Annotated in this window: 15 protein-coding genes; 9 read left to right on the top strand and 6 right to left on the bottom strand. The window is 63.4% G+C overall.

Features of this window, described 5'->3' with window-relative positions; all coding sequences use genetic code 11:
• Positions 1-77 precede the first annotated feature (77 nt).
• The 3 genes from glgX to AC5O5R_RS09015 all read left to right on the top strand — a co-directional run bounded on the left by glgX (position 78) and on the right by AC5O5R_RS09015 (position 4,515).
• Positions 78-2,231: a glycogen debranching protein GlgX gene (glgX, locus tag AC5O5R_RS09025; protein ID WP_172229445.1), complete on the top strand. Its 2,154-nt coding sequence runs from the start codon at positions 78-80 to the stop codon at positions 2,229-2,231.
• 97 nt (positions 2,232-2,328) lie between these two features.
• Entirely contained in the window at positions 2,329-3,120 is a 792-nt protein-coding gene (locus AC5O5R_RS09020; RefSeq protein ID WP_172286720.1) for an endonuclease/exonuclease/phosphatase family protein, read from the top strand.
• A gap of 318 nt (positions 3,121-3,438) precedes the next feature.
• A complete protein-coding gene (locus AC5O5R_RS09015) occupies positions 3,439-4,515 on the top strand; it encodes an autotransporter domain-containing protein (protein ID WP_494515192.1) in 1,077 nt (358 codons plus the stop codon).
• 101 nt (positions 4,516-4,616) lie between these two features.
• Here the strand turns inward: AC5O5R_RS09015 and glgB are convergent, their stop codons facing one another.
• From glgB to AC5O5R_RS09000, 3 genes are all read right to left on the bottom strand, one after another.
• Positions 4,617-6,827: a 1,4-alpha-glucan branching protein GlgB gene (gene glgB, locus AC5O5R_RS09010; RefSeq protein ID WP_172228158.1), complete on the bottom strand. Its 2,211-nt coding sequence runs from the start codon at positions 6,825-6,827 to the stop codon at positions 4,617-4,619.
• Complete coding sequence (treS, locus tag AC5O5R_RS09005; protein ID WP_172228160.1) at positions 6,824-10,144, bottom strand: maltose alpha-D-glucosyltransferase; 3,321 nt, start codon at positions 10,142-10,144, stop codon at positions 6,824-6,826. Before treS ends, glgB begins: the two co-directional genes overlap by 4 nt.
• Before the next feature lie 213 nt (positions 10,145-10,357).
• Entirely contained in the window at positions 10,358-12,376 is a 2,019-nt protein-coding gene (locus AC5O5R_RS09000; RefSeq protein WP_172286723.1) for an alpha-1,4-glucan--maltose-1-phosphate maltosyltransferase, read from the bottom strand.
• Positions 12,377-12,516: 140 nt separating this feature from the next.
• Here AC5O5R_RS09000 and AC5O5R_RS08995 point away from each other — a divergent pair, with 140 nt between their 5' ends.
• A complete protein-coding gene (locus tag AC5O5R_RS08995) occupies positions 12,517-12,678 on the top strand; it encodes a hypothetical protein (protein ID WP_172228164.1) in 162 nt (53 codons plus the stop codon).
• A 96-nt stretch (positions 12,679-12,774) separates the two neighbouring features.
• Here the strand turns inward: AC5O5R_RS08995 and AC5O5R_RS08990 are convergent, their stop codons facing one another.
• Positions 12,775-14,457, bottom strand: a complete 1,683-nt coding sequence (locus AC5O5R_RS08990; protein WP_172286724.1) for an AMP-binding protein — start codon at positions 14,455-14,457, stop codon at positions 12,775-12,777.
• 239 nt (positions 14,458-14,696) lie between these two features.
• Here AC5O5R_RS08990 and AC5O5R_RS08985 point away from each other — a divergent pair, with 239 nt between their 5' ends.
• The 4 genes from AC5O5R_RS08985 to AC5O5R_RS08970 are packed head-to-tail and all read left to right on the top strand — an operon-like array spanning position 14,697 to position 20,254.
• Positions 14,697-15,860 (top strand): isovaleryl-CoA dehydrogenase, encoded by a 1,164-nt coding sequence (locus AC5O5R_RS08985; RefSeq protein ID WP_172286725.1) that lies wholly within the window; start codon positions 14,697-14,699, stop codon positions 15,858-15,860.
• 19 nt (positions 15,861-15,879) lie between these two features.
• Positions 15,880-17,487, top strand: coding sequence for a carboxyl transferase domain-containing protein (locus AC5O5R_RS08980; RefSeq protein WP_172286726.1), 1,608 nt, complete (start codon positions 15,880-15,882; stop codon positions 17,485-17,487).
• Between the two features lie 2 nt (positions 17,488-17,489).
• Positions 17,490-18,305, top strand: coding sequence for a gamma-carboxygeranoyl-CoA hydratase (locus tag AC5O5R_RS08975; RefSeq protein ID WP_172286727.1), 816 nt, complete (start codon positions 17,490-17,492; stop codon positions 18,303-18,305).
• Positions 18,302-20,254 (top strand): acetyl/propionyl/methylcrotonyl-CoA carboxylase subunit alpha, encoded by a 1,953-nt coding sequence (locus AC5O5R_RS08970; RefSeq protein WP_494515191.1) that lies wholly within the window; start codon positions 18,302-18,304, stop codon positions 20,252-20,254. The genes AC5O5R_RS08975 and AC5O5R_RS08970 overlap by 4 nt, the downstream gene beginning before the upstream one ends.
• Positions 20,255-20,468: 214 nt before the next feature.
• Here AC5O5R_RS08970 and AC5O5R_RS08965 read toward each other — a convergent pair whose 3' ends face one another.
• Together AC5O5R_RS08965 and AC5O5R_RS08960 are read right to left on the bottom strand one after the other, a co-directional pair.
• Entirely contained in the window at positions 20,469-21,080 is a 612-nt protein-coding gene (locus AC5O5R_RS08965) for a LexA family protein (RefSeq protein ID WP_172222178.1), read from the bottom strand.
• A gap of 84 nt (positions 21,081-21,164) precedes the next feature.
• The gene (locus AC5O5R_RS08960) at positions 21,165-21,830 is read right to left on the bottom strand and encodes a LexA family transcriptional regulator (RefSeq protein ID WP_494515190.1); all 666 of its coding nucleotides are present in this window, start codon (positions 21,828-21,830) and stop codon (positions 21,165-21,167) included.
• A 130-nt stretch (positions 21,831-21,960) separates the two neighbouring features.
• Here AC5O5R_RS08960 and AC5O5R_RS08955 point away from each other — a divergent pair, with 130 nt between their 5' ends.
• Positions 21,961-22,272 carry a DUF6124 family protein gene (locus AC5O5R_RS08955; protein WP_172222175.1) on the top strand — a complete coding sequence of 104 codons (312 nt, stop codon included), beginning with the start codon at positions 21,961-21,963 and terminating at the stop codon, positions 22,270-22,272.
• Positions 22,273-22,492: the final 220 nt, after the last annotated feature.

Raw genomic sequence — 22,492 nt, 5'->3', positions numbered from 1 at the left:
GGCCTCTTCCCGGGTGACCCCGCGAAGAGGCCGCAGGTATCCATCGCTTCCCCTTTCCCGGCCCTATGAGGACTGCCATGAGCCCGCGCACCCCAAAGAAAAACCGCTCCGTTGCACCGTCGCGTCTACGCGAAGGCTTGCCCTATCCCCTGGGTGCCACATGGGATGGCCTGGGCGTCAACTTCGCCCTGTTCTCGGCCAACGCCACCAAGGTCGAGCTGTGCCTGTTCGACTCCACCGGCGAGCAGGAACTCGAACGCATCGAGTTGCCCGAATACACCGACGAGATCTACCACGGCTACTTGCCGGACGCGCACCCAGGCCTGGTCTACGGCTACCGCGTCCATGGCCCGTACGAGCCGGAAAACGGCCACCGTTTCAACCCCAACAAGCTGCTGATCGACCCTTATGCCAAGCAGCTGGTCGGTCAGCTGAAATGGTCCGAGGCGCTGTTCGGCTATACCATCGGCCACCCCGACGCCGACCTGTCGTTCGACGAGCGCGACAGCGCGCCCTTCGTGCCCAAGTGCAAGGTGATCGACCCTGCCTTCACCTGGGGCCGTGACCAGCGCGTGCAGATCCCGTGGGAGCGCACCATCGTCTACGAGGCCCATACCAAAGGCATCAGCATGCGCCACCCGGCGGTGCCGGAAAACCTGCGTGGCACCTTCGCCGGCCTGGCCAACGACGAGCTGCTCAAGCACATCAAGGACCTGGGTGTTTCCAGCATCGAACTGCTGCCCATTCATGCCTTCGTCAATGACCAGCACCTGCTGCAGAAAGGCCTGAACAACTACTGGGGCTACAACAGCATCGCCTTCTTCGCGCCGCACCCCAGCTACCTGGCCAGTGGCAAGATTGCCGAATTCAAGGAAATGGTCGCCCACCTGCACGATGCCGGCCTGGAAGTGATCATGGACGTGGTCTACAACCACACCGCCGAGGGCAACGAGCAGGGCCCGACGCTGTCCATGCGCGGCATCGACAACGCTTCGTACTATCGCCTGATGCCCGACAACAAGCGCTATTACATCAACGATTCCGGCACTGGCAACACCCTCGATCTCAGCCACCCGTGCGTGCTGCAACTGGTCACAGACTCGCTGCGTTACTGGGCGGGCGAAATGCATGTGGACGGTTTCCGCTTCGACCTGGCGACTATTCTCGGTCGCTACCACGAGGGCTACAGCGAGCGTCACAGCTTCCTCGTTGCCTGCCGCCAGGACCCGCTGCTACGTCAGGTCAAGCTGATCGCCGAACCGTGGGACTGCGGCCCTGGCGGCTATCAGGTGGGCAACTTTGCCCCAGGCTGGGCAGAATGGAACGATCGCTTTCGCGACACCGTGCGTGCCTTCTGGAAGGGTGACGAAGGCCAGCTGGCCGACTTTGCCGCGCGCATGGCGGCTTCCGGAGACATGTTCAACAACCGCGGTCGCCGGCCCTACTCGTCGGTCAATTTCATCACCGCCCACGATGGCTTCACCTTGCGCGACCTGGTGTCGTACAACGACAAGCACAACGAGGACAACGACGAGAACAACCAGGACGGCACCGACAACAACCTGTCCTGGAACTGTGGCGTCGAAGGCCCCACCGAAGACCCGGGGATCAATGCCCTGCGCATGCGCCAGATGCGCAACTACTTTGCCACCTTGCTGTTCGCCCAGGGCACACCGATGATCGTTGCCGGTGATGAATTCAGCCGCACCCAGCACGGCAACAACAACGCCTATTGCCAGGACAGCGAAATCGGCTGGGTCAACTGGGACCTCGACGAGGAAGGCAAGGAGCTGCTGAGCTTCGTCAAACGCCTCACCCGCTTGCGCCTGGCCTACCCCGTGCTGCGTCGCTCGCGCTTTCTGGTGGGTGACTACAACGAGGCCATCGGGGTCAAGGACGTGACCTGGCTTGCCCCGGATGGCGGCGAGATGAGCGTGGAGCAGTGGGAAGACCCGCACGGGCGTTGCCTGGGCATGCTTATCGATGGTCGCGCGCAGGTCAGTGGCATCGCCCGACCAGGTGCCGAAGCCACCGTGCTGCTGATCGTCAATGCCCACCATGACATCGTGCCGTTCCAGCTGCCCACAGTGCCCGAAGGCGACTACTGGAGCTGCCTGGTCGATACCGATCGGCCGGAGCTGCGCAAGGGGCAGCACCTGCAGTTCGACAGCACCTTCGAGGTCAAGGGGCGGTCGATGTTGCTGATGGTGTTGCAACGCGACGAAGAGTGAACACCAGGGGTCATTGCCGGTCCCATGGAGTATTGGTTGCCTGTACCGACCCTGTCTGGCGCAGGCAACACACACCAGCTGCGATCGAGGAGTACCCGTGAACCCCGAAGCCGGCAGTCCAGGTTTCGCCAGCATCGACCAGGCTCCGGCCGTGAAGCGCCTGCGGGTGCTGACGGTGAACACCCACAAGGGTTTCACCGCCTTCAACCGGCGCTTCATCCTGCCGGAACTGCGCGAGGCAGTGCGCAGCACCCAGGCCGACATCGTGTTCCTGCAGGAAGTGCTGGGCAGCCATGATCGCCACGCTGCCCGCTACCCTGGCTGGCCGCAGACTTCCCAGTACGAGTTCCTCGCCGACAGCATGTGGAGCGATTTCGCCTACGGCCGCAATGCGGTGTATCCCGACGGCCACCACGGCAACGCGCTGCTGTCCAAATACCCGATCATCGAGCACCGCAACCTCGACGTGTCGATCACCGGCCCCGAGCGCCGCGGCCTGTTGCACTGCATCCTCGACCTGCCCCAGCGCCAGGTGCATGCCATCTGTGTGCACCTGTCGTTGCTGGAAAGCCACCGGCAGAAGCAACTGCAACTGCTGCGCGAATTGCTCGATTCCCTGCCCGTCGACGCCCCGGTGATCATTGCCGGCGATTTCAACGACTGGAAGTCCCACGGCAACCGCACCCTGGGCTTGCAGCGTGACCTGCACGAGGCCTTCGAGCGCCACCACGGCCACCTCGCCCGCACTTACCCTGCCCGCCTGCCACTGCTGCGCCTGGACCGTATCTACCTGCGCAACGCCGAGAGCCATGGGCCGCGGATTCTGGGGCACAAACCTTGGTCGCACCTATCCGACCACCTGCCGTTGGCGGTCGAGGTACGGTTCTAACAATCATTCTTCATAGCCAAGGTAGGGCAAATAGCAAACCCCGCTATACACCCCTTATTTATTCGATTAATCAATGGGTTGAGGCCCACCACGAAACATCCACACAGGCTTCACGCTTTCTTGACGCAAGCCCCAGCGTCTCCTTAGATAAACATTACCTAGCGGAAAACATCCCGCGCCGGGCCTCTAGCTCGCGCCTTTGTGCGCGCTTGCGAAAGCTGGCGTGCGGGTTTGGGTCGCCCCCTGTTTTTGTCGTACAGCTCGTGACAACAGGCTAGGTCCTCGGGCTTTACCCTACAAAAACAAAGGAGATCCGCCATGAAAAGCACCTCGAACCCTGTGCGCTTCGACAGCATTTTCTACGCGGTTTCCACGTCGCTGCTTCTGGCAACCCCGGTGGAAACTTTCGCGTACGAACTGCAAGGTGATCCGAGCTCACCCGGCTTTTTGCAGCAATCAGTGGTGCCGCAACCGTCGCTTGACCCGGTCAGCGCCAGCGGCTTGAGCATCGGCACTTTGAACGCGTTTTCGCAGAAGATGGGCGAACGCCACGGGCAGGCGCCAGCCGACCTGATCGCCAGCCAATGGGCGCAGTTCTTCCCCACCGGTGCACGCAGCGGCGCGCAACCGCCCGCGCAGCTGGAAGCACCCAGCCAGCAACTGATGATCGGCCCGGACCTGTTCGTGCGTGAAACCGCTGCGGGCAATGTGCACCGCGCCGGCATTTTCGTGGGGCACAACAACCTGCAGAGCAGCTTCAACGGCATGCGCCCGCTGCTGGGCGACAAGCAGCGCAATGCCGTCAACCTGAGTGGCGAGAGCCTGGGCGTGTACTGGAGCATGACCCATGAGAAAGGCTGGCACCTGGATGCCGTAGCCATGGGCTCGCGCATCGACGTCAATGGCCGCAACGAGAACGGGCAACGGCTGGACGACAGCGGCCACGCGATGACCTTTTCGGTGGAGGGTGGCATCCCCATCGGTCTGGGTGGCGGCTGGGTGATCGAGCCGCAGGCGCAGTTGATCAACCAGCAGTTCTTCCCCGGCAGCCGGGTGCAGGAAGAGACCCTGCAAACCTTCGACAGCCAGCCGAGCTGGAGCGGCCGGGTCGGTGCCAAGCTGTCCGCAAGCTACGAAGTGCGCGGCATGCCCATCGAACCCTATGTGCGCACCAACGTATGGTACGACTTCAGCAACGCCGATGAGGTAAAGCTGGACCAGGTCGACAAGATTTCCAGCTCGCGCTACTCCACCACCGTTGAATTGGGTTTGGGGCTGGTGGCGCGGGTGACGCCATCGGTGGCGCTGTTTGTCAGTGCCGACTACAGCAGTGATGTGGATGACAATGATTTGAACGGGCTGATTGGCAGCCTTGGGGTAAGGATGCGGTGGTAAGCATGTCAGGTCTTTCGCAGCGCAAGGCTGCTCCTACCCAGGAAAGCGCGAACCTGTAGGAGCAGCCTTGTGCTGCGAAGGGGCCAGCCCCTGGTAACCGGTCAGGCTGGTTTCATGATCAATACGCCAAGCGGCGGCAGGTTCAGGGCCAGCGACAACGGTTGCCCATGACTGGCCAGCTCGTCACTCTCGACCACCCCCAAGTTGCCCACATTCGACCCGGCATACAGCTCTGCATCACTATTCAGCAACTCCTGCCAGCGCTCGCCGAACGGCACGCCAATGCGATACCCCTCGCGCGGCACCGGCGTGAAGTTGGCCACCACCAGCACCGGCTCGCCACTGCTGCTCCAGCGCAGCCAGGCATAAACGCTGTTCTGCGCATCGTCCCCGATCAGCCACTGGAAGCCCTGCGGCTGGCAATCCTGCTCGTGCAGCGCCGGCACCTCGCGATACAGGCGGTTGAGGTCGCTCACCAGGCGTTGCACACCCTGGTGTTCGGGGTATTGCAGCAAGTACCAGTCCAGTTCACTGTCGTGGTTCCATTCACGCCACTGGCCGAACTCGCAGCCCATGAACAGCAGCTTCTTGCCCGGATGCGCCCACATGAAGGTGAGGTAGGCGCGCAGGTTGGCAAACTTCTGCCAGCGGTCGCCGGGCATCTTGTCGATCAGAGAATGCTTGCCGTGCACCACTTCGTCGTGGGAAATCGGCAGGATGAAGTGCTCGGAATAGGCATAGATCAGCCCGAAGCTCATCTCGTTGTGGTGGTGGTTGCGGTGCACCGGGTCGTTCTGGATGTAATGCAGCGTGTCGTGCATCCAGCCCATGTTCCACTTGTAGGCAAAGCCCAGGCCGCCCTGCTGGGTCGGCTGGCTGACACCGGGCCAGGCAGTGGATTCTTCGGCGATGATCAGTGCGCCCGGGGCTTCATGGGCCGCCACACCGTTCAGGTGACGGATGAAGTCGATGGCTTCCAGGTTCTCGCGCCCGCCGTGGCGGTTGGGCACCCATTCACCGGCCTTGCGCGAATAGTCGCGGTACAGCATCGAGGCCACCGCATCGACACGCAGGCCGTCGATGTGGAAGTGCTTCAGCCAGTGCAGGGCCGAGGCCATCATGAAACCGCGTACCTCGTTGCGGCCGAGATTGTAGATCAGCGTGTTCCAGTCCTGATGGTAGCCTTCCAGCGGGTTGTCGTATTCGTACAGCGCGGTGCCATCGAAGCGCGCCAGGCCGTGCTCGTCGGTAGGGAAATGCGCAGGCACCCAGTCCAGCAGCACGCCAATGCCGCCCTGGTGGCAGGCATCGATGAAGGCGGCGAAATCTTCGGCACTGCCATAGCGTGAGGTGGGCGCGAACATCGACAACGGCTGATAGCCCCAGGAGCCGCCGAACGGGTGCTCCATGATCGGCAGCAGTTCGATATGGGTGAAACCCAGCTCTTGTACATAAGGCACCAGGCGTTCGGCCAGTTCACGCCAGTTGTAGTAGCGCCCCACTTCGCCAGCCTCGTCCAGCTCGCAGCGCCACGACCCTGGGTGCAGCTCGTAGATGGACAACGGCGCGTTGTAGGCATGGCGCTCGGCGCGTTGCGCCATCCATTCGTGGTCTTGCCAGTCGTGGCCAAGCTCACCTGCTACCTTGGACGCGGTACTCGGCGGCAACTCGGTTGCGCGCGCCAGCGGGTCGGCCTTGAGCGGCAGGATGCCGTCCTTGCCCAGCACCTCGAACTTGTAGGTTTCGCCAATGCCCAGGCGCGGGATGAACAGCTCCCAGACCCCGGCACTGTGGCGCAGGCGCATGGGGTGGCGGCGGCCGTCCCAGTTGTTGAAATCACCCACCACCGACACCCGGCGGGCATTCGGTGCCCACACCGAGAAGCACACGCCGTCGATGCCGTCGACCTGGGTCGGCTGGGCGCCGAAGCGCCCGGACAAATCGCGGTGGTTGCCTTCGGCAAACAGGTGCAGGTCCATGTCGCCCAGTTGCGGGCCGAAGCTGTAGGGGTCTTCGGTCACCTGCTCGCCGCCGGCCCAGCCGATCTGCAGCAGGTAGGGCTGTGCCTCATCAAGGTGCGCGCTGAACAGGCCGGGCACGCTGCTCTGCTCCATTTCGGCGAGCACGCGCCCATCATTGCGCGCCAGGATGCGCACACTGAGGGCACTGGGCAGGAAGGCGCGGACCACCTGCCCGCCTGCGCCATCGCCATGGGGGCCGAGCACCGCAAATGGATCGGCGTGTTCGGCGCGGGCCAGGGCGTCGAGGTCCCGTTGCCGAAGGCCACCGTTTTCACGCGTTGTAACGTTCATTCTGACTCTCCCCAGGTACTGATCAGTCCATGCAGGCCATGCAAAGGTACGGCCAGCCAGCTTGGACGGTTTTCGGCTTCGTATGTAATTTCGTAGGCAGCTTTTTCCAGGCAGAACAGCTCCAGCGCGGCACGCTCGCCCTCGGCCTGCTGCCAGGCGTGGGGCATGGCGGCGGTGGCCAGGCCATAGGCTTCGACAAAGGCATGCCGCGACTGGTGCAGGTACTGCCTGGCCACCCGTTGCCGGGCTTGGCGCGCCGGGTCGGAAAGGTCCACCGCAGACGCGCTGCGCAAAATCATGGCAGCAGCATAGTCGAAGGATCGCAGCACGCCGCTGACATCCTTGTAGGGGCTGTGTTTTGCCCGGCGCTCGTCAAGCGGACGGGACGGTTCGCCTTCAAAATCGATGAGGTAGGCATCGCCCTGCACCACCAGCACCTGCCCCAGGTGCAGGTCGCCGTGCACGCGCATCAGCAAGCCACCCTCGGCCTGGCGAGCGAGGTTGGCGATGTGCTGGGCCAGGCCGTCGCGTTGTTGCTGCAGGTCGTCTACCAGTGTCTGGCTATCGGCGTCGAGGTGCTCGCGGTGCTGGGCCAGCAGGTCGAGGGCGTGGGCCAGCTCGGCGCTTATCTGCTGACTCCAGCGCTTGCTATCAGCCGCATCACTGGGGCGAGGCGCGAAAGCCTGGTCGTCGGTTGGTGCGGCCAGCAGCAGATGCATTTCGCCCAGGCGTTGGCCGAGTAAAGCGGCAAAGCCGGTGAGTTCGGCCAGCGCGTCGGTGTGCGCCTCGGCGTCGCTGCGGCTGGGCTCCATCTGGTCGCGGATGGCCCTTTCCAGGGTGTTCTGGGTCCAGGCCCAGGCATCGCCCTGGTTGCTCAGATAACCTTGGGCGATCATCAGCAGGTGCGGCGCTTTCTGTTCGTCCACGCGGCTGACCCAGGCCAGCAACGGCGAGATATTGGCAAAGCCGGCGGCGGTCAGGTAGGCGCTCATTTCCAGCTCCGGGTGCACGCCCGGGTTGACCCTGCGGATCAGCTTTAGCACCACCCGGTCGCCGATCACCACCGAGCTGTTGGACTGTTCGGCACTCAGGTAGCGCACTTCGCTTTCTTCGCTCAAGCCCAGTTCCGCCAGCTGCTCGGTGCTTTCGAAGTGCAACTCGCCCTCGCCCTTGCCACACGGCAGGTGCAGGCCATCCTGGCAGCCGCGCAGCACTGCGCGGATGAAGGGTTCAAGGACGAAAGCGTCGGTGATCAGGCCCACCTGATGGGCGCGGCGCACCCGCGACAAGGCCAGTTGCTGTGGCAGCGCGGTGTTGATCTGGTCCTCGGGGAGCAGACCGAACGGCAGCTGGTAGCGGTTGGCGACGCCGTCACTGAGCACTTCGATTTCGCTGAGCAGCACCGGCGTGGTGGCGGTGCCAAAGCGCACGCCATAGCACAGGCGCACGTCGTCGATCGGTCCTTCCTTGCCGGCAAACCAGCGGCGCTTGGGCAGGTATTGCGGCAGGATGGCGGTTTGCAGCGTATCGCTGGCAGGTGCTTCCAGCAGTTCTTCCATGCGTTTGCGCAGTACCAGCGTATTCAATTCGGGTAACCCCTCGGTGGCCTGGATGTGCCAGCTGGGCATGCGGTCGTGCGACGCCAGCAGGAACCAGTAAAAAGCATAGGGTGGCAAGGTCAGCAGGAACGGCAACTGGCCGATTGGTGGGAAGGCGCTGCCGCCCAGCATCTCCACAGGTACTTTGTCGGCGAATTGTGACAATTCCAGTTCGGCTGCCTGGGCGGCGCGGGACACGTTGGCCACGCACAGGATCACCTCGGTATTGCCATCGGCGTCGGTGTACTCGCGGATATAGGCGAGAACGCGCCGGTTACTGGGGGTAAGGGTACGCAGCGTGCCGCGGCCAAAGGCTTTTTGCTGCTTGCGCACCGCCAGCATGCGCCGGGTCCAGTTCAGCAGCGAGTGCGGGTCATGGCTCTGGGCCTCGACATTCACTGTCTGGTAGCCGTACAGCGGGTCCATGATGGGCGGCAGCACCAGGCGCTGCGGGTCGGCGCGGGAAAATCCGCCGTTGCGGTCCGGCGACCACTGCATGGGCGTGCGCACGCCGTCGCGGTCGCCCAGGTAGATGTTGTCGCCCATGCCCAGCTCATCGCCGTAGTACAGGGTGGGCGTGCCGGGCATCGACAGCAGCAGGCTGGTGAGCAGTTCGATGCGCCGTCGATCACGCTGCAGCAGCGGCGCCAGCCGGCGACGGATGCCCAGGTTGATGCGCGCACGGCGGTCTTCGGCGTAATAGTTCCAAAGGTAGTCACGCTCGCGGTCGGTGACCATTTCCAGAGTCAGCTCATCGTGGTTGCGCAAGAAAATCGCCCATTGGCAGTTGGCGGGGATTTCCGGTGTCTGACGCAGGATGTCGGTGATCGGGAAGCGGTCTTCCATGGCCAGGGCCATGTACATGCGCGGCATCAGCGGGAAATGGAAGGCCATGTGGCATTCATCGCCCTCGCCTTCGCCGAAGTACGGGCGGGTGTCTTCGGGCCACTGGTTGGCCTCGGCCAGCAGCATGCGGTCGGGGTAGTTGGCGTCGATTTCGGCGCGGATCGCCTTGAGCACGTCGTGTGTTTCGGCGAGGTTTTCGTTGTTGGTGCCGTCACGCTCGATCAGGTAGGGAATGGCATCCAGGCGCAGGCCGTCGACGCCCAGGTCGAGCCAGAAGCGCATCACCCCGATGACCGCCTTGAGCACCTGCGGGTTGTCGAAATTGAGATCGGGCTGGTGCGAGTAGAAGCGGTGCCAGAAATACTGGCCGGCGACCGGGTCCCAGGTCCAGTTGGACTTCTCGGTGTCGAGGAAGATAATGCGCGTGCCGTCGTATTTCTGGTCGTCGTCCGACCACACGTAGAAGTCCCGCGCCTTGCTGCCGGGCTTGGCGTGGCGGGCGCGCTGGAACCACGGGTGCTGGTCGCTGGTGTGGTTGATGACCAGTTCGGTGATTACCCGCAGCCCGCGCTTGTGCGCTTCGGCAATGAAGCGGCGGGCGTCGGCCAGGCTGCCGTAGTCGGCATGCACATCTTTGTATTCGGCAATGTCGTAGCCGTCATCGCGCCGTGGCGAGGGGTAGAACGGCAGCAGCCACAACGTATTCACACCCAGCTCGGCGATGTAGTCGAGCTTGCTGATCAGGCCGGCGAAGTCGCCGATGCCGTCGTTGTTCGAATCGAAGAACGACTTGATGTGCAGCTGGTAGATGACGGCGTCCTTGTACCACAGCGGGTCGTCGATAAAGGCTGCCGGGCGGGAACGCTTGGCCATGAGTGACTCCTTTCATTTCTGCGAAACCGTGTTGCCTGACTTCGGGGCTGCTATGCAGCCCATCGCCGGCAAGCCAGCTCCCACAGGTTCTGTGCAAATCTGACAGCAAGCGCCAAGCCAGAGGATGTCTTGCAAAACTCACAGCTGGCACCGGCCCTGTGGGAGCTGGCTTGCCGGCGATGGGCCGCAAAGCGGCCCCAGAATATTCAAGCCCTAGCGCGCCTTTTCGATCCGCCAGATACCGAATGGCTGATGCCAGGGTTCGATACGCATGAACTGGGTCTTGCCGTACCAGGACCAGCGGTGGCCATTCATCAAATCCTCGCCGTGGGTTTCAGCATCGTCATCCAGCCCCAGCTCCCACAGGGGCAATTCGAAATGCGCCTCCTGGGCGTTGAACGGGTCGAGGCTGATCGCCACCAGGATGAAGTTGTCACGCTCGGGCGTACGCTTGGCGAAGTACAGGATGTTGTCGTTCCAGCAGTTGAAGAACGCCACACCGAGGTGCGTCTGCAATGCCGGGTTCTGCCGGCGAATGCGGTTGAGCTGGGCAATCTCGGCGATGATGTTGCCGGGCTGGGTGAAGTCGCGCGGACGAATCTCGTACTTCTCCGAGTCCAGATACTCTTCCTTGCCCGGCAACCCGGCGGCTTCGCACAGCTCGAAGCCGGAATACATCCCCCACAGCCCCGACCCCATGGTCGCCAGCGCAGCGCGGATAAGGAACCCGGCGCGGCCCGAGTGCTGCAGGAAGAACGGGTTGATATCCGGCGTATTGACGAAAAAGTTGGGCCGGTAGCACTGGCTCCATGGCGGCTGGTTGAGTTGCTCGAAGAACTCGCGCAGCTCCTCCTTGGTATTGCGCCAGGTGAAGTAGGTGTAGCTCTGCGCGTACCCCACCTTGCCCAGCCGCGCCATCATCGCCGGCTTGGTGAAGGCTTCGGCGAGGAACAGCACGTCCGGGTACTGGCTGCGCACATTGGCGATCAGCCATTGCCAGAACGGCAGCGGCTTGGTGTGCGGGTTGTCGACGCGGAAGGTTTTGACGCCCTCCTCGACCCAGCCGATGATCACATCGCGCAGGGCCAGCCACAGGCTCGGCACTGCGTCGGGGGCGTAGAAGTCGACGTTGACGATGTCCTGGTATTTTTTGGGCGGGTTCTCGGCGTAGCGGATAGTGCCGTCCGGGCGCCAGCTGAACCAGCCCGGATGCTGTTTCAGCCAGGGGTGGTCCTGGGAACACTGGATGGCGAAGTCGAGCGCGATCTCAAGACCATGCTGCGCGGCCGCCGACACCAGCCGACGGAAGTCCTCGCGGCTGCCCAGTTGCGGGTGAATGGCGTCGTGCCCACCCTCGGCGCTGCCGATGGCATAAGGGCTGCCCGGGTCTTCGGGTTGCGCCTGCAAAGCGTTGTTGCGGCCTTTGCGGTGCTGGGTGCCGATAGGGTGAATGGGCGGAAAATACAACACATCGAAACCCATGTCGCGGATCATCGGCAGGCGCTGATGCACATCGTTGAAGGTGCCATGGCGCTCGGGGCTGTCGGTGATCGAGCGCGGAAACAGCTCATACCAGCTGGCAAACTGTGCTGCCGGGCGGTCGACATCCAGCGGGAACTCGGTGCTGCTGGTGAGGTAGCAGCGGTGCCCGGCTTCGCTCATCAACCGGCTGGCCTCGGTGCCCAGCAACAGTGCCACCTGGTCGTCATCGGGCAGCGTCTGCAGCCGCGCCTGCAGCGCCTGCAACTGCTCGCGCAATGCGCCACTGCTCAGTTCAATGCCCTTGCCCAGCAGCAGCCGCCCCTCTTCAAGCTCCAGCTTGATGTCCACCCCCGCCTGGAACTTTTTTTCCAGGTCATGGCAGTAGGTGGCGTAGGGGTCGATCCAGGCGTCGATGCTGAACAGGTGCGGGCCGATTTCGGTAGGCGTGAACTCGGCCAGCCACAGATCATTGCCGGGCGATGTCATGGGCACGCAGTGAATTCGCCGGCTGCCCGCCTGGCGCCAGTTCAACACCACGGCCATGCGGTCGTGGCCGTCGGTGAATACCTTGCTGCTGACCGAAACCGGCTGGTTGCTGATGGCCTTGGCGGCAAACGTGCCGCCGTCGAGTACCGGTTGGGTATCCTCGATTGCGATGCGCGGTGCCAGCAGCGCCTGGGACAGGCTGATGACCTGGTCCGGGTGATCGTTCGCCATGGGCACGCTTTCAAACGGCTCGTTACGTGACATCGACCTTGCTCCCTCAGGCTGGTGGCGGTAAGGGTTCAGAGCCGGGGCACAGGCATGGGGTTCAAAAAAATTGAGCGAACGGCAACTGCCAGCGGTCAGAGCCTGCAGCACCTCTTCATTCACCCACGCGAGGTCAGGCCATGAACATCCCGATTCCACCGGAAACCCCCGATCCGAACATCGACGACCCGAGCCTGCCGCCGCCCGTGCCGGAACAGGACCCGGACGAGCTGCCAATCAAGCCGACCGTGCCGCCGACGGTAGGCGACCCGCCAAGCCAGGAGCCACCGGTGAAGGCTTAAGGGTAGACCAGGATTCTGTGCAGGCAGGACCGGCCTCTTCGCGGGTCAATCGGGGCGATCCGATTGACCCGCGAAGAGGCCGGCTGAGCTAGCACATCATCCAGCTGATACAGCTGAAATCTCCGCCACACTGATCTCGCGCATGCGGAACTTCTGCACCTTGCCGGTCACTGTCATTGGGTATTCGTCGACAAAGCGGATATGCCGCGGCACCTTGAAATGCGCAATGCGTGCCTTGCACCAGCCCTGCAGCTCTTCCACCGTGGCGCTGTGCCCAGGGTGCAGCTTGATCCAGGCGACGATCTCTTCCCCGTAGCGGCTGCACGGAATGCCGATCACCTGCGCGTCGGCCACCGCCGGGTGGGTGTAGAAGAACTCTTCCAGCTCGCGCGGGTAGATGTTCTCGCCACCGCGAATGATCATGTCCTTGTTGCGCCCCACAATACGCACATGCCCGTGCTCATCCATCACCGCCAGGTCGCCCGAATGCATCCAGCCAGCCGGGTCAATGGCATCGGCCGTGGCCTGGGGGTTTTCCCAGTAGCCGAGCATCACGCTGTAGCCACGGGTGCACAACTCGCCGATCTGGCCGCGGGCGACGATGCAACCGTCGGCGTCCACCAGTTTGTTCTCAAGCTGCGGCTGGGTGCGGCCGACGGTGGTCACCCGCAGCTCCAGTTCGTCGTCCGGGCCGGTTTGCAGCGACACCGGGCTGGTTTCGGTCATGCCGTAGGCAATCTGCACTTCGGCCATGTGCATCTGGTCGATGACCCGGCGCATCACCTCGATCGGGCAGGTAGCGCCGGCCATGATGCCGCTGCGCAGGGTCGACAGGTCCATCTGCGCACGGGACGGGTGGTCGAGCATGGCGATGAACATGGTCGGCACGCCATAGAGGATGCTGGCGCGCTCTTCGGCCACGGCGCGCAGGGTGAGCTCGGCATCGAAGGCGTCATTGGGGTAGATCATGGTGCTGCCGTGGGTGATGCAGCCAAGGTTGGCCATGACCATGCCAAAGCAGTGGTAGAGCGGCACCGGGATCACCATGCGGTCTCGCTCGTTCAGACCCAGGCTTTCGCCGACCATGAAGCCGTTGTTGAGGATGTTGTAGTGGCTGAGCGTGGCACCCTTGGGCGCGCCGGTGGTGCCGGAGGTGTACTGGATGTTCACCGGCTGGTCGAACTGCAGGCCTTGTTGGCGGGCGCTGTAGGCCTCGATGTCGGTCTGCCCTGCCAGTTCGCCCAGCGCTTGCCAGGGCAGGAAGCCAGCCGGCGGATTGGCGCCCAGGCTGATCACACCGCGCAGGTCGGGCAGGCCTTGGCTCGCCAGCTCGCCGGGCGTGGCGGCGGCCAGCTCTGGGACCAGCTGCTGCACCATGGCGTGATAATCGGAACGCTTGAAGGCATCGGCACACACCAGCCAGCGGCAGCCGGACTGGCGCAGCACATATTCCAGTTCACCTACGCGATACGCCGGGTTGATGTTGACCAGGATGGCACCCACCTTGGCGCTGGCCAGTTGCAGGATGCACCACTGCGCGCAGTTGGGCGACCAGATGCCGACCCTTTCGCCAGTATTCACGCCCAGCGCCATCAGGGCGCGGGCATGCACCTCTACCTGCTCGGCCAACTGCCGCCAGCTGTAGCGCAAGCCTTGATGGCGCGACACCAGCGCCTCGCCGTCGGCGCAGCGGGCCACCGTGGCATCGAACGCCTGGCCGATGGTCTGGGTCAGCAAGGCTTGGTCCTGGCGACCGCGGGTATAGCTGGGTTGACTCATGGGTGTCCCTTCTTGTGGTTGTTCTGGGCACGACTGAAGCAAGCGGGAATACTCTGGCGCAGATTTACGTTTACGTAAAGGTGATGAGTCGATTGACAGTAACCCCATGCAGGTTTACGTTAACGTAAAGGTGATGAACGACACCTGCCCTCAGGCTTGCAGCCGCTCCCACAGGGTCCGGCGCCAGCTCCTTGAGCTACGGTGTAACCCAACTTCAAGAACAACAAAGGTGCCCCCGCATGCATTACCCTTCCCTGAACTTCGCCCTGGGCGAAACCATCGACATGCTCCGCGATCAGGTGCGCACCTTCGCCGCCGCCGAGCTGGCGCCACGGGCCGCGCAAATCGACCACGACAACCTGTTCCCCGCTGACATGTGGCGCAAGTTCGGCGACATGGGCCTGCTGGGTATCACCGTGGCGGAAGAGTACGGCGGTGCCGGCCTGGGTTACCTGGCCCATGTAGTGTCTATGGAAGAAATCAGCCGTGCCTCGGCCTCGGTGGCCTTGTCGTATGGCGCCCACTCCAACCTGTGCGTCAACCAGATCAACCGCAACGGCACCCACGAGCAGAAGCTGAAGTACCTGCCCAAGCTGATCAGCGGCGAGCACATTGGCGCACTGGCCATGAGCGAGCCCAACGCCGGCTCCGACGTGGTGTCGATGAAGCTGCGCGCGGAAAAACGCGGCGACCACTACGTGCTCAACGGCAGCAAGACCTGGATCACCAACGGCCCGGACGCCAACACCTACGTGATCTACGCCAAGACCGACCTGGACAAGGGCGCGCACGGCATTACCGCGTTCATCGTCGAGCGTGACTGGAAAGGCTTCAGCCGCAGCAACAAGTTCGACAAACTGGGCATGCGCGGCTCCAACACCTGCGAGCTGTTCTTCGATGACGTCGAAGTGCCACAGGAAAACATCCTCGGCCAGCTCAACGGTGGCGTGCGCGTGCTGATGAGCGGCCTGGACTACGAGCGCGTGGTGCTGTCCGGTGGCCCGACCGGCATCATGCAAAGCTGCATGGACCTGGTGGTGCCGTACATCCACGACCGCAAGCAGTTCGGCCAGAGCATCGGCGAGTTCCAGCTGATCCAGGGCAAGATCGCCGACATGTACACCCAGCTCAACGCCAGCCGCGCCTACCTGTATGCCGTGGCCCAGGCCTGCGACCGTGGCGAGACCACCCGCAAGGATGCCGCCGGGGTGATCCTCTACACCGCCGAACGCGCCACACAAATGGCCCTTGAGGCCATCCAGATTCTCGGCGGCAACGGCTACATCAACGAATTCCCGGCGGGCCGCCTGCTGCGCGATGCCAAGCTGTACGAGATCGGTGCCGGCACCAGCGAAATCCGCCGGATGCTGATCGGCCGTGAACTGTTCAACGAAACCCGCTGAGCACAAGGGACGGGCGCACATGGCTACCTTGCATACCCAGATCAACCCGCGTTCGGCGGAATTCGCCGACAACAGCGCGGCCATGCTCGAACAGGTCCAGGCCCTGCGCGGCCTGCTCGCCCAGGTCGCCCAGGGCGGCGGCCCGAAGGCGCAGGAGCGGCACACCTCGCGGGGCAAGCTGCTGCCGCGCGAGCGTATCGACCGCCTGCTGGACCCGGGCTCGCCATTCCTCGAGATCGGCCAGCTGGCCGCCCATGAGGTGTACGGCGAAGACGTGCCCGCTGCGGGCGTCATCGCCGGCATCGGCCGCGTCGAAGGCGTGGAATGCATGATCGTGGCCAACGACGCCACGGTAAAGGGCGGTTCGTACTACCCACTGACGGTCAAAAAGCACCTGCGTGCGCAGGCCATCGCCCAGCAGAACCGTCTGCCGTGCATCTACCTGGTGGACTCCGGCGGTGCCAACCTGCCACGCCAGGACGAAGTGTTCCCAGACCGCGAGCACTTCGGGCGGATCTTCTTCAACCAGGCCAACATGAGCGCGCAGGGCATCCCGCAGATTGCCGTGGTGATGGGCTCGTGCACCGCTGGCGGTGCCTATGTGCCGGCCATGGCCGATGAAGCGATCATGGTACGCCAGCAGGCGACCATCTTCCTCGCCGGCCCGCCCTTGGTGAAGGCTGCCACCGGTGAAGTGGTGAGCGCCGAGGACCTCGGCGGCGCCGATGTGCATTGCCGCACCAGCGGCGTGGCCGACCATTACGCCGACAACGACGAACACGCCCTGGCCATCGCCCGGCGCAGCGTGGCCAACCTCAACTGGCACAAGCTGGGCAAACTGCAGCGCCTGGCGCCGGTGGCGCCGTTGTATGGCGCCGAAGAGTTGTACGGCGTAGTGCCGGCCGATGCCAAGCAGCCGTTCGACGTGCGCGAGGTCATCGCCAGGCTGGTCGACGGCTCGGTGTTCGATGAATTCAAGGCGCTGTTCGGCACTACCCTGGTGTGCGGCTTCGCCCACTTGCACGGCTACCCGGTGGCGATTCTGGCCAACAACGGCATCCTGTTCGCCGAAGCCGCGCAAAAGGGCGCGCACTTCATCGAACTGGCCTGCCAGCGCGGCATCCCGCTGCTGTTCCTGCAGAACATCACCGGCTTCATGGTCGGTAAAAAGTATGAAGAAGGCGGCATCGCCAAGCACGGTGCCAAGCTGGTCACCGCCGTGGCCTGCGCCCAGGTACCCAAGTTCACGGTGATCATCGGCGGCAGTTTCGGCGCCGGCAACTACGGCATGTGCGGCCGCGCCTACGACCCACGCTTCCTGTGGATGTGGCCCAACGCGCGAATTGGCGTGATGGGCGCCGAACAGGCGGCCGGGGTACTGGCCCAGGTCAAGCGCGAGCAAAGCGAACGCAGTGGCCAGGCCTTCAGTGCCGAGGACGAAGCCAGGCTCAAGCAGCCGATCCTCGACCAGTACGAACACCAGGGCCACCCCTACTACTCCAGTGCCCGCCTGTGGGACGACGGTGTCATCGACCCGGCACAGACCCGCGACGTGCTCGGCCTGGCGCTGTCTGCCGCGCTGAACGCAGCGATCGAACCCAGCCGCTTCGGCATTTTCCGGATGTGATCATGAGCGATTTCAGCACCCTAGAAGTGATCCGCGACACGCGCGGCTTCGCCACCCTGTGGCTGAGCCGCGAGGACAAGAACAACGCTTTCAACGCGCAGATGATCCGCGAGCTGATCGTGGCCATCGACCGCCTGGCGGAAGATTCCAGCCTGCGCTTTGTGCTGCTGCGCGGCCGTGGCCGGCACTTCAGCGCCGGCGCCGACCTGGCCTGGATGCAGCAGTCGGCGCAGTTGGACTTCAACACCAACCTGGATGACGCCCACGAACTGGGCGAGCTGATGTACGCCCTGCACCGCCTCAAAACACCAACCCTGGCCGTGGTGCAAGGTGCGGCGTTTGGCGGCGCGCTGGGCCTGATCAGTTGCTGCGACATGGCCATCGGCGCCGAAGACGCCCAGCTGTGCCTGTCGGAAGTGCGTATCGGCCTGGCCCCGGCCGTGATCAGCCCGTTCGTGGTCAAAGCCATCGGTGAGCGCGCCGCGCGCCGCTACGCCCTTACCGCCGAACGCTTCAGCGGTGTGCGGGCCCGCGAGCTGGGCCTGCTGGCCGAGGTGTACCCGGCCAGCGAGCTGGACGCACAGGTAGAAGCCTGGGTGAGCAACTTGCTGCTCAACAGCCCGCAGGCGTTGCGCGCCACCAAGGACCTGCTGCGCGAAGTGGACGACGGCGAGCTTAGCCCGGCCCTGCGCCGCTACTGCGAAAACACCATTGCCCGCATCCGCGTCAGCGCCGAAGGCCAGGAGGGCCTGCGCGCCTTCCTGGAAAAACGCCGCCCCGCCTGGCAAACCGATGACAAGAAGGAGCCGCGCCCATGAGCCGCCCCGCTTTGACCACCCTGCTGGTTGCCAACCGCGGCGAAATCGCCTGCCGGGTCATGCGCACCGCCAAGGCCATGGGCCTGACCACCGTCGCCGTGCACAGCGCCACCGACCGTGACGCCCGGCACAGCCGCGAAGCCGATATCCGCGTCGACCTGGGCGGCACCAAGGCCGCCGAAAGCTACCTGCTGGTCGACAAGCTGCTGGCCGCCGCCAAGGCCAGCGGGGCCCAGGCCATTCACCCAGGCTATGGCTTCCTGTCCGAAAACGCCGGTTTTGCCCGCGCCATCGAACAGGCCGGGCTGATCTTCCTTGGCCCACCGGCCAGCGCTATCGATGCCATGGGCAGCAAGTCGGCGGCCAAGGCGTTGATGGAAACCGCCGGGGTGCCGCTGGTGCCGGGTTACCACGGCGAAGCGCAAGACCTGGACACCTTCCGCGCCGCCGCTGAACGCATTGGCTACCCGGTGCTGCTCAAAGCCAGCGCCGGCGGTGGTGGCAAGGGCATGAAGGTGGTCGAGGAAGAAGGCCAGCTGGCCGATGCCCTGGCCTCGGCCCAGCGTGAAGCACAGTCGTCGTTTGGCGATGCGCGCATGCTGGTTGAAAAATACGTGCTCAAGCCACGTCACGTGGAAATCCAGGTGTTCGCCGACCAGCATGGCAACTGCCTGTACCTCAACGAGCGCGACTGCTCGATTCAGCGCCGCCACCAGAAAGTGGTCGAGGAAGCCCCCGCCCCTGGCCTTTCGCCCGAACTGCGGCGAGCGATGGGCGAGGCAGCGGTGCGCGCGGCACAGGCCATCGGCTATGTCGGCGCCGGCACGGTGGAATTCCTGCTCGATGCCCGTGGCGAGTTCTTCTTCATGGAGATGAACACCCGCCTGCAAGTGGAACACCCGGTCACCGAAGCCATTACCGGCCTCGACCTGGTGGCCTGGCAGATTCGCGTGGCCTGCGGTGAAGCCTTGCCGATTACCCAGGACCAGGTGCCGCTGATTGGCCATGCCATCGAAGTGCGCCTGTATGCCGAAGACCCCGCCAATGAATTCCTGCCCGCAACCGGCAAGCTGACGTTGTACCGCGAGTCGGCACCGGGCGAAGGACGGCGAGTGGACAGCGGGGTCAGCGAAGGCGATGTGGTATCGCCGTTCTACGACCCGATGCTGGGCAAGCTGATCGCCTGGGGCGAAGACCGCGAGCAGGCGCGCCTGCGCTTGCTGGCCATGCTCGACGAATTCGCGATTGGCGGTCTGAAGACCAACATTGCCTTCTTGCGGCGTATCCTCGCGCACCCGGCGTTTGCTGCGGCAGAGCTGGACACCGGGTTCATTCCACGTCACCAGGCTGTTTTGCTGCCAGCGCCGCAAGCGCTACCGGCAGTGTTCTGGGAAGCGGCGGCCGAGGCTTGGCTGCAGGGCCAGGGCGGGCATCAGCGGGGGGATGATTGCCGTTCCCCGTGGGGCGAGCGCAACGGCCTGCGCCTGGGCCTGCCGGCGCGCAGCAGCCTGCATCTGCTGAGCGGCGGCCAGGATCAGGCCGTTGCCCTGGAGCGCAGCGCTGCGTCCACCTGGCAATTGCTGGGCGAGCAACTGGTGCATGAGCAGGATGGCGTGCGGCGCCAGCATCTGGCGGTTCGCCGGGGTGGCACGCTGTACCTGCGCTGGGAAGGTGAGATGCACGCCATCGAAGCCTTCGACCCGATTGCCGAAGCCGAGGCCAGCCACAGCCATCAGGGCGGCCTGAGTGCGCCCATGAACGGCAGCATCGTGCGGGTATTGGTGGAGCCGGGGCAGGTGGTAGAAGCGGGTACTGCGCTGGTGGTGCTGGAGGCCATGAAGATGGAGCACAGCATTCGTGCCCCGCATAGCGGGACGGTGAAGGCGTTGTTCTGCCAGGAAGGGGATATGGTCAGCGAGGGGACGGTGCTGGTTGAACTGACAGAGTAAACTAAGCAGGGGCAACTTGCTCAAACGTTGAAGCTTGCACCATCACTATGGGAGCGGCTTTAGCCGCGAACACCGGCAAAGCCGGTGCCATCCACCGGGGTGGGGCATTCGCGGGTGAACCCGCTCCCACAGGGACAGCGCAATGCTTGAGGTTGGCACCGTACTTGTGGGAGCCCCGCTTGCCAGCGATGGGCTGCGCAGCAGCCCCGGCATTCTATAAGGCCGCGTGCATCCGCACGACCACCCCCAGGAACTCACAGCCGTCCTCACATAATACAGTCGGGTAGCGCGTATTCAGCGGTTTGAGCATCTTGTCGCCACCCTCCTCGACCAACTGCCGCAACACTGGCGGCCGACCCGGCTGCCGTGCAATGACCAGCCTGCCTGGCTCTGCCGGCAGGCCGGTATCCACAAGCACACGCATACCCTCAGGCACGCTCTTGCCACTGGCGGCATTCATCGAATCGCTCTCCACTACCAGCCAGAACGCATTACCTGCGGGCATGTAGTCCGTCTGTTCGCGAGCCTTGCTGGTTTCAGGCAAAGGGCCCTGCAAGTCAGACCAACCCAACACCGGGAAGCGGAAACTCGCATAGAGCGGCGCTTCAGGCACAATGTCACGCTCAACCACCATGACTTGGGCCTCCAGAAACACGAGCCCTAGCTTCTCGAGCTTTTCATTGATGGTCTCCAGCGTGGGCCGCCGCGTGCCACGCAGCCAATGGCCCACGCCGCCCTGAGTCATGCCCAGACGCTCGGCCAGTTTTAGCTGGCTGAGTTTGTGATCGCGCTTGTAGCGCTTGAGAAATGAGTTCCAGCTTTCCATAAGGGCACAGTACGGTTCAGGCTTGCGCCACACCTGTAGGAGCGGCCTTGTGTCGCGAAAGGGCTGCACAGCAGCCCCGGCAATCTAGAAGGCCCCATGCACTCGCACGACCACACCTAGAAACTCGCAACCCTCTTCACACAGCAGTGCTGGGTAGTTGCTGTTCAGCGCCTTCAGGTACCACTGGCCGCCTTCCTCGGCCAACTCGCGGAAAATCGCCGGTTTGCCTGGCTGACGAGCGATCACCAGACGCCCTGGCCCAGCCTCTACCCCAGGATCAACCAGCATCCGCATGCCCTGCGGCACACTGCGGCCACTGAGGGCGCTCATCGCGTCATTCTCAACGGTCAGCCAGAACGCCTTGCCCTTGGCCAGATAGTCCGTTTGCTCGTACACAACAGGCTCTTCGACCTTTGCAACATCTGGCTCATCCCAACCCAGTACCGGGTAGCGGAAACACACAATGTATTGCATGAGGTCCAACTCTGCATCGTCGTCATCGACTTCGTAAACGCCTCGCTCCTCGCCAACCCGCCCCTGGACGCGCAACTGCAAGCTGACGTTGTAATGGGGCATACCAATTTCGACGAACGTGCGATTCATCGACTCGATCTTCGGCTGACGCCGCTTGTTCACCCAATGCCCCACGCTGCCTTGAGACACGCCAACGCGCTCGGCAAGCTGCTCTTGAGTGAGCCCTAGCTCCTCCATCCGGTTACGGACGAGGGCAATCCATTTATCCATATTCATCGCTGGCACGATACGGACTGCCTTCTAGCGCTCAATAAACATTCAGTATTATTTACTCGAAAGCATAAAAATACTCTAGGTATTAGTATCGACCTGACCCCTTTCCCTACTGGCTCTAGCAGGTATCAGGATGAAACCACCGAAAAACGACGAAACAGATCTGGACAGCGAAGCCGCCCGCCGCGCGCTCGACTACTACCTCAATCCCAACCCGCCTCGCCCCACCCTGGACAACAGGATCTGGACCCTGCACGAAGGCGTCACCGGCGACCAGGCCCAGGAACACGCCATCGCCCTGCTGCGCTGCGCCGCCGCCACCGCGCAGGAAACCGCCACCCATCAACAAGGCAGCCAGCGTGAACTGACCTTCGCCTTGATGCACATGATGGATATGGCACGCGCACTGCTGGAGCACAAACGCGCAGTGGACCCGGGTTTGTAAGGAGAAAAGAAGGGAGAAAACGTGATAGCCGCGTAACGGCAAAGGCCCCGATTGCCGGGACAAGGAAGCGCGCCGGTAAAACTTTTTTACCGGATTAGCGAAAATTCATTTGACTGGCAAATGATAACGATTATTATTGCACTCAGCTGATCGCGAGATCCGCTGGATAACCTGGAGCTTAGGTCGCTCTCAGATTATCTCCTCATCAGGCTAATCACGG

The organism is Pseudomonas sp. 8_5_2, from assembly GCF_059295255.1.
Note: the sequence above shows the minus strand (reverse complement) of the source record. Positions and strands in the feature narration are given on the sequence as shown.

Excerpts from the sequence above, each read along its gene's own strand:
- AC5O5R_RS08955 (WP_172222175.1), top strand. The coding sequence starts at position 21,961 with ATGAAACCACCGAAAAACGACGAAACAGATCTGGACAGCGAAGCCGCC.
- AC5O5R_RS08960 (WP_494515190.1), bottom strand. The coding sequence starts at position 21,830 with ATGAATATGGATAAATGGATTGCCCTCGTCCGTAACCGGATGGAGGAG.
- AC5O5R_RS08995 (WP_172228164.1), top strand. The coding sequence starts at position 12,517 with ATGAACATCCCGATTCCACCGGAAACCCCCGATCCGAACATCGACGAC.
- AC5O5R_RS08970 (WP_494515191.1), top strand. The coding sequence starts at position 18,302 with ATGAGCCGCCCCGCTTTGACCACCCTGCTGGTTGCCAACCGCGGCGAA.
- AC5O5R_RS09000 (WP_172286723.1), bottom strand. The coding sequence starts at position 12,376 with ATGTCACGTAACGAGCCGTTTGAAAGCGTGCCCATGGCGAACGATCAC.
- AC5O5R_RS09015 (WP_494515192.1), top strand. The coding sequence starts at position 3,439 with ATGAAAAGCACCTCGAACCCTGTGCGCTTCGACAGCATTTTCTACGCG.
- glgB (WP_172228158.1), bottom strand. The coding sequence starts at position 6,827 with ATGAACGTTACAACGCGTGAAAACGGTGGCCTTCGGCAACGGGACCTC.
- AC5O5R_RS08975 (WP_172286727.1), top strand. The coding sequence starts at position 17,490 with ATGAGCGATTTCAGCACCCTAGAAGTGATCCGCGACACGCGCGGCTTC.
- AC5O5R_RS08980 (WP_172286726.1), top strand. The coding sequence starts at position 15,880 with ATGGCTACCTTGCATACCCAGATCAACCCGCGTTCGGCGGAATTCGCC.
- AC5O5R_RS08985 (WP_172286725.1), top strand. The coding sequence starts at position 14,697 with ATGCATTACCCTTCCCTGAACTTCGCCCTGGGCGAAACCATCGACATG.
- treS (WP_172228160.1), bottom strand. The coding sequence starts at position 10,144 with ATGGCCAAGCGTTCCCGCCCGGCAGCCTTTATCGACGACCCGCTGTGG.
- glgX (WP_172229445.1), top strand. The coding sequence starts at position 78 with ATGAGCCCGCGCACCCCAAAGAAAAACCGCTCCGTTGCACCGTCGCGT.
- AC5O5R_RS08990 (WP_172286724.1), bottom strand. The coding sequence starts at position 14,457 with ATGAGTCAACCCAGCTATACCCGCGGTCGCCAGGACCAAGCCTTGCTG.
- AC5O5R_RS08965 (WP_172222178.1), bottom strand. The coding sequence starts at position 21,080 with ATGGAAAGCTGGAACTCATTTCTCAAGCGCTACAAGCGCGATCACAAA.